The 16,786-nt window shown below is 44.3% G+C and carries 15 protein-coding genes; 6 read left to right on the plus strand and 9 right to left on the minus strand.

The window, feature by feature from the left end:
* Nucleotides 1-482: 482 nt before the first annotated feature.
* The 5 genes from JGK07_RS02415 (at nucleotide 483) to JGK07_RS02435 (ending at nucleotide 6,687) form a co-directional block, all read left to right on the plus strand.
* Nucleotides 483-851 (plus strand): FeoA family protein, encoded by a 369-nt coding sequence (locus JGK07_RS02415; RefSeq protein WP_293184410.1) that lies wholly within the window; start codon nucleotides 483-485, stop codon nucleotides 849-851.
* A gap of 414 nt (nucleotides 852-1,265) precedes the next feature.
* The gene (locus JGK07_RS02420; protein WP_293184408.1) at nucleotides 1,266-1,511 is read left to right on the plus strand and encodes a FeoA family protein; all 246 of its coding nucleotides are present in this window, start codon (nucleotides 1,266-1,268) and stop codon (nucleotides 1,509-1,511) included.
* Nucleotides 1,508-3,847, plus strand: coding sequence for a Fe(2+) transporter permease subunit FeoB (gene feoB, locus JGK07_RS02425; RefSeq protein ID WP_293223567.1), 2,340 nt, complete (start codon nucleotides 1,508-1,510; stop codon nucleotides 3,845-3,847). Before JGK07_RS02420 ends, feoB begins: the two co-directional genes overlap by 4 nt.
* Nucleotides 3,848-3,966: 119 nt before the next feature.
* Nucleotides 3,967-4,233, plus strand: coding sequence for a FeoC-like transcriptional regulator (locus JGK07_RS02430; protein WP_293184402.1), 267 nt, complete (start codon nucleotides 3,967-3,969; stop codon nucleotides 4,231-4,233).
* 240 nt (nucleotides 4,234-4,473) lie between these two features.
* Nucleotides 4,474-6,687: a cation-translocating P-type ATPase gene (locus JGK07_RS02435; protein WP_293196148.1), complete on the plus strand. Its 2,214-nt coding sequence runs from the start codon at nucleotides 4,474-4,476 to the stop codon at nucleotides 6,685-6,687.
* A gap of 97 nt (nucleotides 6,688-6,784) precedes the next feature.
* On the opposite strand, the gene JGK07_RS02440 is transcribed toward JGK07_RS02435, so the two are convergent.
* The 5 genes from JGK07_RS02440 to ubiG all read right to left on the minus strand — a co-directional run bounded on the left by JGK07_RS02440 (nucleotide 6,785) and on the right by ubiG (nucleotide 12,215).
* On the minus strand, nucleotides 6,785-8,779 hold the full coding sequence (locus tag JGK07_RS02440; protein ID WP_293184397.1) for an ATP-binding protein: 1,995 nt from the start codon (nucleotides 8,777-8,779) through the stop codon (nucleotides 6,785-6,787).
* Nucleotides 8,780-9,009: 230 nt separating this feature from the next.
* The gene (locus JGK07_RS02445) at nucleotides 9,010-9,747 is read right to left on the minus strand and encodes an alpha/beta hydrolase (protein ID WP_293184395.1); all 738 of its coding nucleotides are present in this window, start codon (nucleotides 9,745-9,747) and stop codon (nucleotides 9,010-9,012) included.
* Nucleotides 9,748-10,018: 271 nt separating this feature from the next.
* The gene (fldA, locus tag JGK07_RS02450) at nucleotides 10,019-10,531 is read right to left on the minus strand and encodes a flavodoxin FldA (RefSeq protein WP_293184392.1); all 513 of its coding nucleotides are present in this window, start codon (nucleotides 10,529-10,531) and stop codon (nucleotides 10,019-10,021) included.
* 162 nt (nucleotides 10,532-10,693) lie between these two features.
* On the minus strand, nucleotides 10,694-11,020 hold the full coding sequence (locus JGK07_RS02455) for a cupin domain-containing protein (RefSeq protein WP_293184390.1): 327 nt from the start codon (nucleotides 11,018-11,020) through the stop codon (nucleotides 10,694-10,696).
* 349 nt (nucleotides 11,021-11,369) lie between these two features.
* Entirely contained in the window at nucleotides 11,370-12,215 is an 846-nt protein-coding gene (gene ubiG, locus JGK07_RS02460) for a bifunctional 2-polyprenyl-6-hydroxyphenol methylase/3-demethylubiquinol 3-O-methyltransferase UbiG (protein ID WP_293218890.1), read from the minus strand.
* A 93-nt stretch (nucleotides 12,216-12,308) separates the two neighbouring features.
* Between ubiG and JGK07_RS02465 the strand changes: the two genes are divergently transcribed.
* Nucleotides 12,309-13,040 carry a TIGR04283 family arsenosugar biosynthesis glycosyltransferase gene (locus JGK07_RS02465; protein WP_293212974.1) on the plus strand — a complete coding sequence of 244 codons (732 nt, stop codon included), beginning with the start codon at nucleotides 12,309-12,311 and terminating at the stop codon, nucleotides 13,038-13,040.
* Nucleotides 13,041-13,054: 14 nt separating this feature from the next.
* Here the strand turns inward: JGK07_RS02465 and JGK07_RS02470 are convergent, their stop codons facing one another.
* The 4 genes from JGK07_RS02470 to JGK07_RS02485 all read right to left on the minus strand — a co-directional run bounded on the left by JGK07_RS02470 (nucleotide 13,055) and on the right by JGK07_RS02485 (nucleotide 16,611).
* A complete protein-coding gene (locus JGK07_RS02470) occupies nucleotides 13,055-14,107 on the minus strand; it encodes an acyltransferase (protein ID WP_293184384.1) in 1,053 nt (350 codons plus the stop codon).
* A 343-nt stretch (nucleotides 14,108-14,450) separates the two neighbouring features.
* The gene (locus JGK07_RS02475) at nucleotides 14,451-15,137 is read right to left on the minus strand and encodes a DivIVA domain-containing protein (RefSeq protein ID WP_293184382.1); all 687 of its coding nucleotides are present in this window, start codon (nucleotides 15,135-15,137) and stop codon (nucleotides 14,451-14,453) included.
* The gene (gene coaD / locus JGK07_RS02480) at nucleotides 15,020-15,598 is read right to left on the minus strand and encodes a pantetheine-phosphate adenylyltransferase (protein WP_293184379.1); all 579 of its coding nucleotides are present in this window, start codon (nucleotides 15,596-15,598) and stop codon (nucleotides 15,020-15,022) included. Before coaD ends, JGK07_RS02475 begins: the two co-directional genes overlap by 118 nt.
* Nucleotides 15,599-15,786: 188 nt before the next feature.
* A complete protein-coding gene (locus JGK07_RS02485) occupies nucleotides 15,787-16,611 on the minus strand; it encodes a M15 family metallopeptidase (protein WP_293190755.1) in 825 nt (274 codons plus the stop codon).
* Nucleotides 16,612-16,786 lie beyond the last annotated feature (175 nt).

Here is a 16,786-nt window from a genome sequence, read left to right on the forward strand (position 1 = left end):
CGGTAGGGCCGATGCCTCCGCGATCGCCCCTTCCCCTCAAATATTTAAGTATATATGCTCGATCGCCTCCTACTTGAGGATTTAGGGCGATCGACCTCTGAAACCAGGATCTATATTTAGTCTCGTGGTGTCTCGGCTAAGGCTGAGTTGGTTAACTATATGTTAAAATATTTGAGAATAGTTGCTAATAATTCCTTTTTAATCTACTATGCTTAAGAGCAGTAGATATTGCTTCGTGGGGGTTAAAGCGCACATTGGCATCTAACGCAAGAGAGATTAAAACTACGAACTCGCCAAAAAATCGTCTTTCTGGGCTGGTTGGATGGCTGCGTCCGAAATATTAACAGGGAAAGAGTTCGCTGAAACTGGAAATTTAGCGATGTATACCATTGTGCGCTGCCAGTATTGAGAATTAATCTCAAGTCTGGTGCACAAGCAAGCCAAAGCAAAAAGTTACTAAAATCGATCGACAACCAGAAAAGATGAAAGAAAACACCCAAGAATACAGCCAACAAAACGAACAGCTAAACCCCAGACAGTTCGGGGCTTTTACCTTTTACGGCGAGACACCAGAAGTCTCTCAAACCGCAGAGGATAGCACAGAAATTCAGCCAGACTCAGCTCAAGGTAAATCATTCCCGCTAGCAATGGCAAGCGTTGGCGACAAGCTGCGGATAGTCAAACTCAAAGGTTCAGAAGGCACTGTGCGACGCCTCATCGGCATGGGATTAGTCCCCGGCATAGAAGTTCAAATAGTCAGCAATTCTGGGGGCTCGGTGATTGTGGGAATTGGCGACAACCGCATTGGTTTGGGGGCGGGTATGGCACAAAAAATTATGTGTACGAATTAACGGAATTAGCGGAATTGGAAATTGGGAATTGGGAATTGGGAATTGGGCATTGGGCATTGGACATGAAAAAAAGTTATTAAGCTGTTGCTTATTTAAACTGCAATATTCGGGGCGGTACTGCGAATCCACCCCGCAAGAGTTTGATTATTTCTTGACATACAGTTTAAATGCCACAACAGCTTACCAATGAACAATGACCAATGCACTTAATTCCCAATTACCAATTACCAAGAAGAATGGGTTTAAAACCTCCTCGTTTTAGGGGGAAATAAAACAAAATTATTTACTGTTTCAATCCTCTTCCTTTTATGGAGAGGTAGCCCTCAAGCGGTCAACTGTCAACTGTCAACTGTCAACTGTCAACTGTCAACTGTTAACTGTTAACTGAATAACTAGCCATTACAATAGAAAAAAATGAACGATAAAAAACAACTGCGAGATTTAGCTGTTGGCAGCATCGGCCGAGTAGTTGGCTATGAGAAAACAGCCCGCGGTTACAAAAGTAAATTGTTAGCAATGGGATTGACGCCGGGAACAGAATTTACTGTTACCCGCCACGCACCCCTAGGAGATCCCGTAGAAATCCTAGTGCGGGGTTTCAAACTCAGTTTGCGGAAAGATGAAGCCAATATCTTATTTGTACAGGAAGTAGAAGAATGACTAAGCAAATCATTGGATTGGTGGGCAACCCCAACTGTGGAAAAACTACTTTATTTAATGCGTTGACAGGTGCTAACCAGCGAGTCGGTAATTGGCCGGGAGTAACAGTTGAACGCAAAGAGGGAAAATACCCTCACGACGGTTTTGTAATTACTATTGTTGACTTGCCGGGAGTTTATTCTATCGATGCCGAAGATGGAGATACCGGACTCGATGAATTGGTAGCGCGAGATTATTTGCTATCTGGCGAAGCTGATGTGATTGTGAATATTGTTGATGCTTCCAACTTAGAACGAAATTTGTATCTCACAACGCAAATTTTAGAGATGCGCGTGCCGATGATAGTCGCGCTAAACATGATGGATGTTGCCAAGGAACGAGACATCCGAATTAATGTTAGCAAACTCGCAGAACGCCTCGGCTGTATGGTAGTGCCGATGAGTGCTACGTCAAATGACGGGGTGCCTTTGTTGCGCGATGCTGTGAATAAGGCGCTGGTTAAGCCGATCGTACCATCTGCCTGTGTAGCTTATCCGGCTGTCATCGAAGATGCGATCGCCCAACTAATCCCGCATATCCAACAGCACAGCCCCAACCGCAGTATAGATGCCCGCTGGACAGCCCTGAAACTCCTAGAATACCAGGATGAAGTCGCCCCGGAACTCGCCAATACAGAGTTAGAAAAAATAGTCGTCCCGCACCGCCGCCGAGTCCACGAAACCCTCGATGACGACTTAGATATTATCATCGCCGACAGCCGCTACACCTTCATTCGCACCCTCACTCAAGGCGTCGCCGAATCTTCCAGAGAAGTCAAAGCCAATCTTTCCGATAAAATCGACCAAATTGTGCTCAACCGCTGGTTAGGCATTCCCGTATTCTTGATGGTGATGTACTTAATGTTCACCATTTCGATTAACGTTGGGGGAGTGTTTATCGACTTCTTTGACCAATTCTTCGGGACAATTTTTGTAGATGGTTTCGGCGCCCTTTTAGAAACTATCAAAGCCCCTGGATGGTCGATCGGACTGCTGGCAAAAGGTGCTGGTGGCGGGATTCAAACCACATCTACTTTTATTCCCCAAATTGGGATGATGTTTTTGTGTTTATCGGTACTGGAAGACTCCGGCTACATGGCGCGTGCAGCCTTCGTGATGGACAGATTAATGCGATTTGTCGGACTTCCCGGCAAATCCTTTGTACCGATGATGATCGGTTTTGGGTGCAATATTCCCGGAATCATGGCGACGCGGACATTAGAAAATAAGCGCGATCGCACGATGACGATTATGATGAATCCATTCATGTCTTGTAGTGCCAGATTAGCAGTTTACGCCCTGTTTTGCGGCGCATTCTTCCAAGTCGGCGGTCAAAACATGGTGTTGGGGCTTTACCTGTTAGGTATTTTAGCAGCAGTGCTCACCGGGCTAATCTTAAAAAACACCATCCTGCAAGGAGAAGCTGCACCGTTTGTGATGGAACTGCCGCCCTACCACATTCCTAAGCTTAAAGGCGTGCTGCTGCGGACTTGGGACAGATTGCAGGCTTTTATCAAAAAGGCCGGAATTGCGATCGTAATTATGGTCGTTATACTAGGATTTATGGGTTCAGTCGGCACCGATGGTTCCTTCGGCAAAGACAACAGCAAAGACTCAATTCTTAGCGCCGTCGGCCGCGCGGCAACACCTGTATTTACACCAATGGGAATCACCCAAGAAAACTGGCCCGCCACCGTCGGTTTACTAACAGGAGTATTTGCCAAAGAAGTCATGGTTGGAACCTTAGATTCCTTATACACTCAACTAGCAGACGAACAAAAAGCAGCAGGTGGAGAACCGGAGAAAGAAGAAGAATTTAGCTTCTGGGGAAATATCGGCAAAGCATTTTTTAGCATCCCAGAAAATCTCACAAAACTTCCCGGTCAAATTTTCGATCCCCTCGGCTTAAGTTCTGCCAATATTACAGACCAAAAATCAGCAGCAGAAGCGCAAGGTATTTCTGGTAACACCTACGGACAAATGTCCCAGCGGTTCGGTTCTGATAAAGCCGCCTTTGCTTATTTGGTATTCGTATTACTGTACTTTCCCTGCGTCTCTGCAACGGCCGCACTTTACCGCGAAACTAACTTGGGGTGGACTGTATTCGCAGGTCTATGGACTACTGGTGTCGCCTATTTTACAGCAGTTGGATACTATCAAATAGCCACATTTTCAGAGCATCCAGACTCATCTCTGGTTTGCATTGTCAGACTAATCATAGCGATGGGCTTGACTCTTGTGGCATTAAAACTAGCTGGTGGAAAACGAGCAAAGCGACGGGAAGCAATCAGTAGTTAGTCGTTATTAGTTATTAGTTATTAGTTATTCATAGCAGCCAGCAAATAACCAGTAACTAATAAGCATTAACCAATAACAGCGTTCATCTGCGTTTAAGAATCAAACAAAGGAGAAAAACCATGATTTTAAGCGACATCCAAAAATTTATTGCTGACAACAAAAGAGCCTCCATCGCGGATCTAAAAATTCACTTCCGCATGGATGGTGATGCTTTGCGCGGAATGTTAAATCGCCTAATTCGCAAAGGCAGAATCAGTAAAATGGCAGAAGCTAAAAAGTGTGGTGGATGTCACAGTTGCGCCGACGATGCCACCGAGATTTATGTATGGGTAAATCCGGGCGAGTCGGTGTCAGCAAAAGATCCGGTTTCTGCAACTTGCCATTAAGAAATCAGGAGACGGCAGTGCCGTGTCCCTACCGTGATTAATTGTAGGGAAACGGCACTGCCGTCTCCTCGCTTGTCACCTGACGGCGCAGCCGGAATTGATATAACGCAGATCCGGAGGCTCTGCCTGGGAACCAGTTAACCAGTTAAAATTATACAATTTGGTATATGATTTTATTAAACATCTGAATATATGTTCAATGATGATAATCATTCTAAAATCTCAAAAGGATACTGAATAATGACTCAAACTCCTTCCCTCAAAACGCTACAAACTAAGATTGGCGGAATGGACTGCGGCAACTGCGCCAAAACAGTAGCAGCAGGCTTGCAAAAACTGCCCGGACTTACCGAAGTCAATGTAGTTTTTGCAACAGAAAGTTTGCGGTTAAATTACGATCCTCAACAAGTAACAGAAAAAGCTATTTTCGATCGCATTCAAACTTTAGGCTACACGATCGAACAGACTACCACAGCAATACCATCATCGGAGAATTCCGGTTGTTCGCACGAACATGAACACCATCATCACCAGCATTCAACAGTCCAGAAAACTCAAAAGACAAATCCCACTAACTGGGAATTCTGGATTCGCAATCGCCGGGGACAGACTGTAATTTTAGCAGGCTTGGGATTAGTTCTGGGATTGCTAACTCAGTATTTAGGAATCGCAATTTGGCTGTCGCGCGGTTTTTATGGTATCGGTATTATTGTAGCCGGATTTGCGATCGCCCGCGCGGGCCTCATGGAGTTGCGATTGCGCCGCGCCGACATGAATTTGTTGATGACAATTTCGGTAATTGGGGCGGTGGCTTTAGGCGATTGGTTTGAAGCGGCGTTAGTTGTATTCCTGTTTAGTCTGGGAACAACTTTGCAAACTTTCACTTTCAGCCGCACTCGCCATGCTATTGCTAGTTTGATGGACATAACACCACCGACTGCAACTGTCAAGCGCGACAATAACGATGAAGTGACGGTGCGGGTTGAGGAAATTCAAATTGGAGAAATTCTGACAATTCGTCCCGGGCAAAGGGTAGCATTAGATGGGATAGTTGTATCGGGGAATTCGGCGATCGACCAATCGCCAATTACGGGTGAATCTATCCCTGAAGATAAGGAAACGGGCGATCGGGTTTTTGCCGGAACTTTAAATCAAACGGGCTTTTTGGAAGTCAAAGTTACCCACACTGCGAATGATACCACGGTTGCGAAAATTGTGCACTTAGTCGAGTCAGCGCAATCGAGCCGCGCCCCAACTCAGCAGTGGGTGGACAAATTTGCAGAGATTTATACTCCTATTGTGATTGTAAGTGCGATCGCCCTTACACTAATTCCGCCCTTAATTTTTGGTCAACCGTTCAGCGTCTGGTGTTACCGCGCCCTGGTAATGTTAGTCATAGCCTGTCCCTGCGCCTTAGTAATTTCCACTCCGGTTTCCATTGTCAGCGCCATCGGTGCAGCCACCAGCCAAGGCGTGTTATTTAAGGGCGGAAACGGCTTAGAAAATGCTGGAAAAATCAAGAGTCTGGCTTTTGATAAAACCGGAACTTTGACTGAAGGTAAACCCGTTGTGCAAAAGGTTTACGACTTGGGAGAATTGAGCGCCAGCACGGTATTGTTAATTGCAGCTTCTTTGGAACAAAAATCGGAACATCCTTTAGCTAAGGCAATTATTACCAAAGCGAAGGAAGCAGGAATCGAGTTAGAAACTCCCGAAAATTTTACGGCTTATCCGGGTAAAGGAATTGCTGCTAATTTTGCAAACAACCTCTATTTTGTCGGAAATCGCCGCTTATTTGCCGACCAAAATATCGAACTGTCACAATCAGCAGTATCTCTGCTAGATGATATCGAGAAATTAGGGCAAACTCCCGTTTTAGTCGGCAGCAGCCGCGGTTTGTTGGGAGTGATTGCTTTGGCTGACGGCTTGCGACTGGAAGCTGCCGAAGCCCTACATTTGCTCAAACAGATGGGTTTGAACAATCTGGTGATGCTGACGGGCGATCGCACTTTTGTAGCTCAGCAAATAGCCCAACAACTCAACCTATCTGAGTATAAAGCAGAATTGCTACCAGAAAACAAATTGCAACAGATTCAAGAATTGCGAAAATTTGGGGCTGTAGGAATGGTGGGCGACGGCATTAATGATGCCCCCGCTTTAGCAGCCGCCGATATCAGCTTTGCAGTTGGCGGCATTGATATTGCACTAGAAACCGCTGATGTAGTGCTAGTTGGTAGCGACTTAAGAAAACTCGCCTATGCAGTCGATTTGAGCCGCCGTACTGTAGCCGTAATTCAGCAGAATGTAATTTTTTCCTTAGTCACAAAAGCGCTATTTTTGTTATTGGGAACTTTTGGATTTGTCGGGTTAGCAATTGCAGTGGTGGCAGATACTGGAACATCTTTAATTGTCACAGCAAATGGAATGCGACTGTTTCGCTCCAAGTTGAATTAGATAGGTAGGGTGCGCCAGTCGAGATATTTGCGATGAATCAAAAGCTAGTTTCTGACGCACCCTACAGATTAACTAATCTTAAATTCAGAAATCCGTATTAACTACCACACAAACAAGTGGCTTCTCTGATTCGGGATTTAATCGGCAAATAAATCACAAACTCTGCTCCCTCACCTATTTCCGAATTCACTTCTATTTTACCGTGATGCTTCTCGATAATCTGGTAAGAAATCGACAACCCTAAACCAGTCCCTTTACCCACAGGTTTAGTCGTAAAAAATGGGTCAAATAACCGATTAATCGTATCAGGGTCAATTCCATTACCGTTATCTCTAATTCTTATCACCACTTCATTTACTCCTGCCATTTCTGTGATAATTTCAATCTCCTTGTTTCGCAGATTTGGATTGCTCAACAGTGCATCAGCAGCATTGGATGCGATATTCATAAATACCTGGTTTAATTGCGATGGATAGCATTCTACTAAGGGCAATTTTCCGTATTTTTTAATGACTTTAATGGCTGTTTTAATCTTGCTGTTTAAAATTAACAGAGTGCTCTCAATTCCTTCATGAATATCGACTGGTTTCACTTCAGCTTCATCCAACCTAGAGAAGTTCCGTAGCGACAAAACAATTTGCTGAATGCGCTCGGTTCCCATTTTCATAGAAGATAGCAACTTAGATAAATCTTCTGATAAAAAGTCGAGTTCAATTTCTTCTATGCAGTCTTGAATCGGCGCTGTTGCATTCGGATATTCCTGCTGATAAAGTGTGAGAAGTTTGAGCAAATCTGTGGTGTATTGATTGGCGTGACAGAGGTTGCCATAAATAAAGTTAACTGGGTTGTTTATTTCGTGCGCGATACCAGCCATCATCAATCCCAAACTGGACATTTTTTCGGCTTGAATTAGTTGAGATTGGGCATTTTTTAAATCGTGAAGCGTTTGTCTCAGTTGGTGCAATTGTAGATTGAGTTTACCATCCCGCTTTTCTACTTGTTCTATCATACAGTTGAAAGCTTCTGCAAGTTGACCTAATTCATAGCCGGAAGGAATGGGTACTTTATCAGAAAAATATTCATTGCTTGCCATCCAATTCACATTTTGAGTTAAATCAAGGATTGGTTTTCCGATGATTCGGCTAACTACACCACCAACAATCGCGGCTAGAATTACTCCTGCCCAAAAGAAACTATCAAGCCTGTTAGATAAGGTTAATTGCGTCTGCTGCATTGTTGCCATTGGGCTAAACACTGCTAGATTTATGCTGTCGCCTATGTCTGACATTTCTACCGTTTTCATGATGTAAGATTGGCGCTCAATATCGATTTTCGTGGTCGATGTGTGTAGTGCAGGTACTTGCCAAGATTTTGAGCGAATTTCGGGAAAATTAGTAGCAATTAATTCACCGGATTTGAAGATGGCAAAGTAATTTATATTGTTAGTATCAATGTTGATTTGCTGCAATTGTTCGTCTGTCACTAAGTAACCGACGAGTACAGCACCAATTATCGTATTATTGTTTCTAATTGGTGCAAATCCTACTAGCAATGCTTGCGGTTTGCCATCAATACTGACGAAATTTGACTTTTCTAAGCCTTTAAGTGCTGAATTTATCGCTGCGCTATTGATCAAGTTCTTGCCTGTGAGCCACTCTTCTCGCAACTCTGCTACCATTTCGCCGCGCGCGTCTACTACCTTGACTAAATCCAATTTAAAAGTGGTTTGTAGAGATAATATATCTTGACGCAAGATGTCTGTGTCTTTTTGTTCTACTGCACGAATAACTTCTGGTTCTTCTGATAATAATTTGGCTTGTTTTGTCAATTGAGTCGATCGACCTTTGAAGTCTCGCACGGCTAAAGCTGCTTGATTTTCAACTTGATCGCGCACTCCTTTTTCGAGAGTGTTGGCAAATCCAATTTTGACTGTGTGTATCACTAACAACAATAGAGTGACGGATACACCTAGAAATGGCACAATAATTTTGAGGCTTAGCGGTACTCGAAAACGGCGGGCTTTTGGTTGAGCTGTTGTCGGGTTCGTAGGCGCAAGCCGGGGCGTAGCCATCGCACTTTTTGAATTTTTCACAAGTAGTTATTGAAAATAAGACTCATTAATATATGATAATACATTAACCATAAATTGTAATTTATATCAAATCCGGTAGCATAGGAATTATTAACCGAAATTAGGAGACGGCACTGCCGTCTCCCTACAATTAATCGGGGTAGGGACACGGCACTGCCGTCTCCTCTATATCATTCCGGTGTAAGCGGAATTGATATTATTTATTTATATCAATAGTGGCGATCGATCATCTAGAACTTCAAGTCTAAAATCGGTTGGCGACTATGTATAGATAGCCAAAAATTCAGTATTTTTTCCCCGACTTCTTCCGGATAGAAGTGATGAAAAAAATGCCGCCCGTCTGGACATTCCCAAAAGCGATCGCCTTTTTTGAGAAATTTTGACCAGCGGCGCATGACAATAGGAGATACCACAAAATCCGTTTTGCTACTACATATCAACAAAGGTACTTCTACACCTTTATCGCTAGAATTAATCACCCTAAATAAAGAGTGAGGACAGGGAGAACAGGCTAAGTCATCCTCAAAATATGGTATAAATTTTTGATTGATACTTTGATTTTGGAATCCCAGCATATCGCCAACCATTTGACTTAAAACTTGTTTGCCACTCCAGGGAAAAGCTGAAAGATGCGTGTAGTAATGTGCTTGCCAATTAATCGCAGATGGCACACCCACACCTAAAAGTCCCAAAGAACTTACTTTGTGAGGATAGCGACGGGCATACATTAAACCAACTAATCCACTGGTACTGTGGCCTAGGAGGTGAATTGGGCGATCGCGCATTGTTAAAAAGTCGTGCAAAAGCTCAACAGCCATATCCAAAGAACAACCTTCGTCTTCAGTTTGTTCATATTCCCATATTTGCACGGGGACAGAATGATTTAAATAGGCAAGTAGAGAGCGATCGAACCAATGTAAACTCGGACTTACACTTAACCAAAGTACGTCATCTGAACTGAATTTCATCAATTTTAAGTTAGATATAAAGTTATTTAGAACTTAGTAGACATAACGTTAAAATGTAGCGTGGGCATTGCCCACTTACCCTGAATAAATATGTAGATGGAGATAGCAAGTCTGGATGTTTTGGCACAAACAAAACTTATTTCTTTGAACCGCAGAGGACGCAGAGGACGCAAGAGATGCTCATACGTTAGCTGGTTGTGGGGCGGGTTCAGAGTATCCGCCCCAAAAATACAGGTATTTTGCAGTTTACCAAACTGCCCTACCGTTAATCCTATATCCCAAATTCTTTTTTGAGTTGAGATACCCAAGCTTTGACGCGCGCTTCCGTCATTTCAGATTGGTTGTCTTCATCAATAGCAAGACCCAAAAACTTGCCATCAACCACGGCCTTAGATTCATTAAAATCATAGCCATCTGTCGGCCAATAGCCAACAGTTTCACCGCCCTGTTCCGATATTTTTTCAGCCAAAATCCCCATTGCATCCATGAAATTATCCGGGTAACCTTCTTGGTCGCCAGTTCCCAAATAAGCTACTTTTTTGCCGCTAAAATCAATATTTTCAATTTCAGGTAAAAAACCTTCCCAGTCGCTTTGTAGTTCGCCGATATTCCAAGTCGGACAAGCGATAATCAGACATTCGTATTCGGCGAAATCATCATTTTCAGCGCGACCGATGTCATGCAAAGTTACGATATCGCCGCCAAATTCATCTCGAATAATTTCAGCTACAGACTCGGTTTTGCCAGTTGTAGTTCCGTAGAAAAGACCAATTGCTTTTGACATTTTTACTCCGAATGTGAAATTTGATAGTGCTTGAGATTTCTGATTTTTGAGTCAGAACTTGGCATTTCTTGCCTGCAATTCAGACAAAACCAGTAAACGCGATTGTGGTTAATCTGAGAAATTAGGGAGTCAAGGCAGCAAGGACACTGTTTTTTCATCTACTTAAAGTTGAAAATTCATCAACCAAGCTGAATCACTCATATCGGGGTCTGGTTCGCAGTCAATTAGTAACAAATTCAGTGTCGTTGTTACTTTTAGACTGCGCGGGATGCCGGCGGGTACAAACACAAATACTCCCGGTGTTAAAGTGACTGTTCGATCGCACACCGTGAGAGTTCCTACTCCTTCTAAGATGGCTATGGTGACATCTTTGGAGCGATCGAGGTCGGGTATTTCGGAATTTTGACCCAAACTCATCAGTTTTTGGCTGTCGGCAGGTTGCCCCTCGCTGATTCGCGAGGCTGACGCGGAAACTATTGCTGCTGTCACGGTGATTGACCTCCAGGTACTGTTAACTTCCGGTACTTATTGCAATTTATATTCAATAAGCTACCATGCAATTCCTGTAAAATATCAATAATTTAATATTAAGATTTGTAACAGAAAGCTGGCTATATGGGCTATAGTGGAAGAGAATACAGCCTTAAATTTAGACAGAGCGGTGGTTTTGGGCGATGTAGCGGGAATGGGCGATCGGTAAAATTACAAAATAATTGCAAATAATATGCAATTGTGCCTAAAAAAAATGGGGCGGGTTGTAGAGGGATTTGGTCGATCGCACAAATCTCTCTACAACCCGCCCCCTAATCACAACAGTCAACTATCAACAATTAACCGACTAATTCTTCGCCCCTACCCCAACATACATAATCGATCTATCCTCATTAATTTTGATTTTAAACAACCCAGACTTTTTGTAATCCACATAGTTAGCGATATTAGAGATTAGCACTTGAGAAACTTGTTGGAAACTTGCCGGAGAAGGAAATAGTTGCTTTCCACTTGTAAGATTTTCCCAAAAACCGTGCATCTCGCCTAAAACAGCCCCCATTTCTCCAAACATATCAAAACCTTTAATTTCAATCTTGTCGAAACCCGTATCCCGCATTACCGCAGACAGTTCCTCGGGGGTAATAAACTTTTCCCAATCGTGAACGCCTCGTTTAATTTCCTGCAATGTATTTTCCATCAGTCCAATCATCACAACTTGCGAGGAAAAAGTTCGGTTGATTGTATCGAAAAAGAACACTCCCCCGGGCTTAAGAATTCTGTGAACCTCTGACACAACTTGTTTGTAATCGGCAACGTGTTCTAAAACATCCACGCAGATTACTACATCGAAGGTATTGTCCGTGTAGGGCATATTTTCGGCAAAGCCTTGTCTGTAGTCTATCTCGAAACCGCTAGTAACTGCGTGATTCTGGGCTGCTACAATACATTTGTGCGATCGATCTATTCCCGAAACCACAGCGCCCCTCTCGGCCATAAACTCGCAGGAAAAACCGCCGCCGCACCCAACATCTAAGGTTTTCAGCCCTCGCCAATTGGTCGCGTGTCTGTCGAAAAACTCAAATCTGGGTTTGTTTAGATGGTAGAGAGCATAGATTTTAGCATTTTCGTCCCACCAATTATCAGCATTTTCATCGTAAAATTCTAAATCGTTTTTTACTTCTGTTTTCTGCACGATTTTTTTAGTCCTGATTAGTGGAAGCTCTAGCAGCAGTTGTCAATCGCCACAGTTTTTTATTATAATAGTTTTGGCATAAAATTCAATCTGATGGATCGCGTTTCTATTATCATCCCAACCCTGAATGAAGCGACTTGTCTAGAACGTACCCTCCGCCAACTCAGCATTCTCAATCCTCCGGCTTGGGAGGTTTTGGTGGTAGACGGCGGCAGTCAAGATGAAACAGTGGCGATCGCCCTTACTTCCACAACCCGTGTTATTTTTAGCAGTATGCCGGGCCGTTCCGTGCAAATGAATTTAGGTGCCAAAACCGCCACAGGCGAAATTTTGTGCTTCCTCCACGCCGATACTCTAGTTCCCGACGACATCGTAACAGTCATCCAAAACACATTATCCGATGCCGAAATTGTCGGGGGCGGGTTTATCTCCCTGATGGCTGGTTCGCAGCACACAAGATGGGGTGTTTCGCTGCACAATTACCTTAAAACTTACTACGCGCCGCTGTTATTTCGACCTCATTTGTTTGTTAAAGGATTGCGCCTGCTGTTTGGGGATCAAGTTATTTTTTGCCGGCGTACAGATTTTTGGGAATGTGATGGTTTCGATGCCACGCTGCCAATTATGGAGGAGGCGGATTTGTGTTTAAAGTTAGTGCGACGTGGTAAAATTAAGTTGGTTAATCGAATAGTGCAAAGTAGCGATCGCCGAGTGGCGCATTGGGGCGAATTGAAAGCAACTGCCATCTATCTTGCGATCGGTTTTTTGTGGGGGTTTGGCGTTTCAGCGAAGTATCTCAAGCAGTTTTATGAAGACATTCGCTGAAACACAAAATCTGATTAAATTCCCAGAATGTACTGGCTGTATTTTTTGGGCAAAACTTTCTGCAACAGGTAAATAATCGCCAAACAACCGCACAAAGTCCCTGTCACTAAAAAGCTGAGCTTCAGTAGCGGATGTACGGGATCGATAAATTTATAAAACACTAACAATACATATTGCACGACAGTTGAATCCAGCAGATATATCGGGAATGAATACGCAGCCAAGAGTTTGACTAACCCCGAAACTCTACTGGGAAGTGCGATATTTTTAGAAAATGCGAGGATCGACAAGACGAACAAAATTGCGTATCCTTGGGCAGATAGTTTAAAAAACGAGCGGAAAAACCATCCCTCCGCCGTAACTCCGCTGAGCAGGTAATATTCCCAAATACTCGCTAGATAAAAGAGGACTGTTGCTCCTAAAACTAGCATTTTTCTGCGTTCGAGAACTGGTTGAATTTTGTCATAGGCTGCGCCCAAAAATAGACCTGTTGAAAATGGTAAAATCCAACTAAAAATCCAGCGCTCCATCAAAGGTAGAGGTATTGATATGTATTTGAGAGCGCTCAAGTAAAAGAATATGGTAAAAATTGTTTGAATTGTTAAACCCAATCCCAAAACTTTGATGGGTTCTAAAAATCGTGATTTCACTAGCAGCCACCACCAACCGTAGCATTGAATAATTACAACGATGAAATAATAGGGAGGCATCACGGAGCCTGTCAGAATATTTCTGAGCAATGACAGTAAATCTATTTTTTGGAGTGAGTTCCAATTATTTAAGATGTACAAAGTTACTGACCAAAACAGGTAGGGTGGTATAATTCTTGACAGTCTTTTTTTGACTACCTGTCCGGGATTATTTTGATTGTCGAGTTTGTTAGTGAGGAAAAAACCGCTGAGGAGTAAAAAAGCTGGTACGCAGAACAGTTGAAATGTATCGATGGAGACAAACAAAATTCGGCGATCGCGAAATGCCGCAAACCCAGCATGAGTAATCACAACACTGACTATGGCTAAAGCTCGGATCGAGTCAAATTCCGCAAACCGATTAGAAGCTTTTTGCATGATAAAAAGTAGATTGCAAAAATTATGGTCAAATCAGAATTTTTCTGCCTGATGGATTTTCACCATAGCAAAAAATGGTATATTTGCTCCTATCTTCACAAAAATTATCAATATTCAAACAAGTCTTGCTATAGCAGTGGACAGTGGACAGTTGACAGTTGACAGTTGCACAGTACGGGAATCAAAGCATTTATGCTTAACGGGTATCGGCTCTATTCATGAGGTTATTTATCTGCTCCCCGCCCAGTAAGGATGCTGGGCCATTTCCCTGCCACTCGATCGCGCGATCGCCCGTAAATTCACAAAATTATCGGTAAGTCACACTTTGATTAAAGCAAGTTAACTAACCGTTGTTGTGATGGATGTGCGACGCAGAAACACTATCCAACTGATCTCGCCCATTGCGGATCACGCGCAGCATATCGCTCAGCTTGTGCTCAATATTATCGAGCACTTGGTCAGCATAATCGTCGGCGCCATTTTGAATTTCCTCGCATTCAGCGATCGCCCTGGTTCTCATTTCTTCCAGTTCCTCTTGAGCCTGGTAGCGAATTTGTTCCACTTCCGCCAGCGTCGCCTGCTGAATTGCTTCGCAGTCGAGCAAAACTTGCTGTCGCAACTGATCTGCTTCTATCTTCGCCTGCTGTAGCAGGCCCATATCGTTTAAAAGTTCTGCTGCTCGCTGTTCTGCTGCTTCTATCACTTCTTGAGCGTAGAGTTGGGCTTCTTGGAGCAGTTCGTCTTTGTGTCGGATGACCGTTTCGGCTTCCCCAAAGGCGATCGGCAAATTTAGCCTCACCAAGTCTAACTGATCGAGCAACTGTTCTTCATCCACCAGAGTGCGTCTGGTCATGGGAATGCGCGGGCTGTCGAGAACAATTTCCTCAAGCCGGTTCAATTCCCGCTGGATGTCTACTCCTGCGGTTCTGGTCTCGTCTCCGAAGGCGGCGGTGTTCTGAGGTGATTCGTTCTCAGTGCTGCGTCCGGTAGTGTCGGGTTCGATGCGATTTGGTTCCTGTTGGCGTAACATTTGTAAATATCTAGAGCGACGTGTTTCGGAACAAGATGATCTACGGAGCCACCAAACTTGGCGATTTCTTTAACTACACTACTACTTAAAAAGCTGTACTCGTTAGAAGTTGCCAAAAAAACTGTTTCAATTTCGCCCAGAAGGGTTTTATTGGTGTGGGCCATCTGGAGTTCCATTTCAAAATCCGTTAATACCCGGAGTCCCCGCAGCAGCACTTTGGCTTGTCGAATCTTAGCATAGTTTACTGTCAAACCCTCAAAACTGTCTACTTCTACGTTTGGCAGGTGTTTGGTAGAGCGCAGGATCTGCTCAATCCGTTCTTCTACGGTGAACAGAGGGGTTTTGCTGGGATTTTTGACTACGGTAACAATTATGCGATCGAACAGTTTAGATCCCCGCTCGATAATATCTGCGTGACCGAAGGTAATGGGGTCAAAGCTGCCTGGATAGATTGCAATCACTTGTTTGGCGGGAGAGGGGGAGAGGGGGAGAGGGGGGAGGGGGAGATGGGGAGAGGGGGAGATGTGGAAAACCTTCCTTTTTCCTTCTGACTGTCCACTGCCCACTGTCAACTGTCAACTGTCCACTGCCCACTGTCAACTGTCAACTGTCAACTGTCAACTGTCAACTGTCAACTGTCAACTGTCTTCTACTTTTTTAGCGAATGAGCTTTGTAGAAAGTTTCGAGGCTTTGCCTGTCGCCCACAAACCGCCAGTGCCAAGGCTCGTAACTGACGCCTTGGCGATTGTTTTTGGGGAAGGACATTTCAAAGCTGAAAGCGGTGGCATTGGCTTCTAGCCATTTGAATGCTTGGGTATTTTCAAAGCTGGGACTGAGGTTGGTATCGGGGGAGGAACCGTCACCAAGGTCGATCGCATAACCGGTATGATGTTCGCTATAACCTGGAGGAGCGCTAACTTCGGCTCGCTTGCTGGCATTTTGCCTGCGTTCAGCTTTTACATCAAAAAATACGTGTTGTTGGTCGTCTACGGATCGAAAGCCTGATATGGGAGCAAAATAGATTCCTGATGCGGCGGCAGCGTTGGCCATTTCCTGATATTTTGCTGCTGCTGAAGTGCGGAGTTTGATGCTACCGTCGGAGGTGACATTTACCAAGTCGGCGGCTGGTGCTTCTGGGTAAGGCAAGTGTCCCAGCAGGTTGTCTGGGGTGGCGGCTTTTGAGTTGGTAGCTGGACTCGGGGCAGTTCCAGGGGCCAAAGTCGCTGCTGCTGGGTTTTTTTGAGTTGGCTGTGCCCGACTGGTGGCTGGGAAAAAGTTAAAGTTGAGGTGCAGCCAGATGCTGACGCCAAAGGCGACTGCGGCCAATCCTACCAGTTTCCAAATCAGTCCTTTTTTCTTGGACTGACTCCCTCCTGCTTCTAGATATGGGTGGTCTCGTACTGCTTCTGGAATTTCGTCAGCGGCAAGCTCGGAGGCTTGCGGGGTTTTTCTCGACAGACTAGCGTTATCCAAGCCAGCTCCACTCCTGCACTTCAATAAGGCTCAACGTTACAAATTGTATATCTATCTGGGCGATCGAGCAGCTACAGTTGCCGTTGAGAATATACATACATACGATCTCTTCCTGACTCCGCCCTGTCCCATCCGCCAACTCTCGAATCTTTTACTTGCGATCGCGGGTGCGATG

The sequence above is a fragment of the Microcoleus sp. PH2017_24_DOB_U_A genome (genome assembly GCF_020738205.1).
Classification (GTDB): Bacteria; Cyanobacteriota; Cyanobacteriia; order Cyanobacteriales; family Microcoleaceae; genus Microcoleus.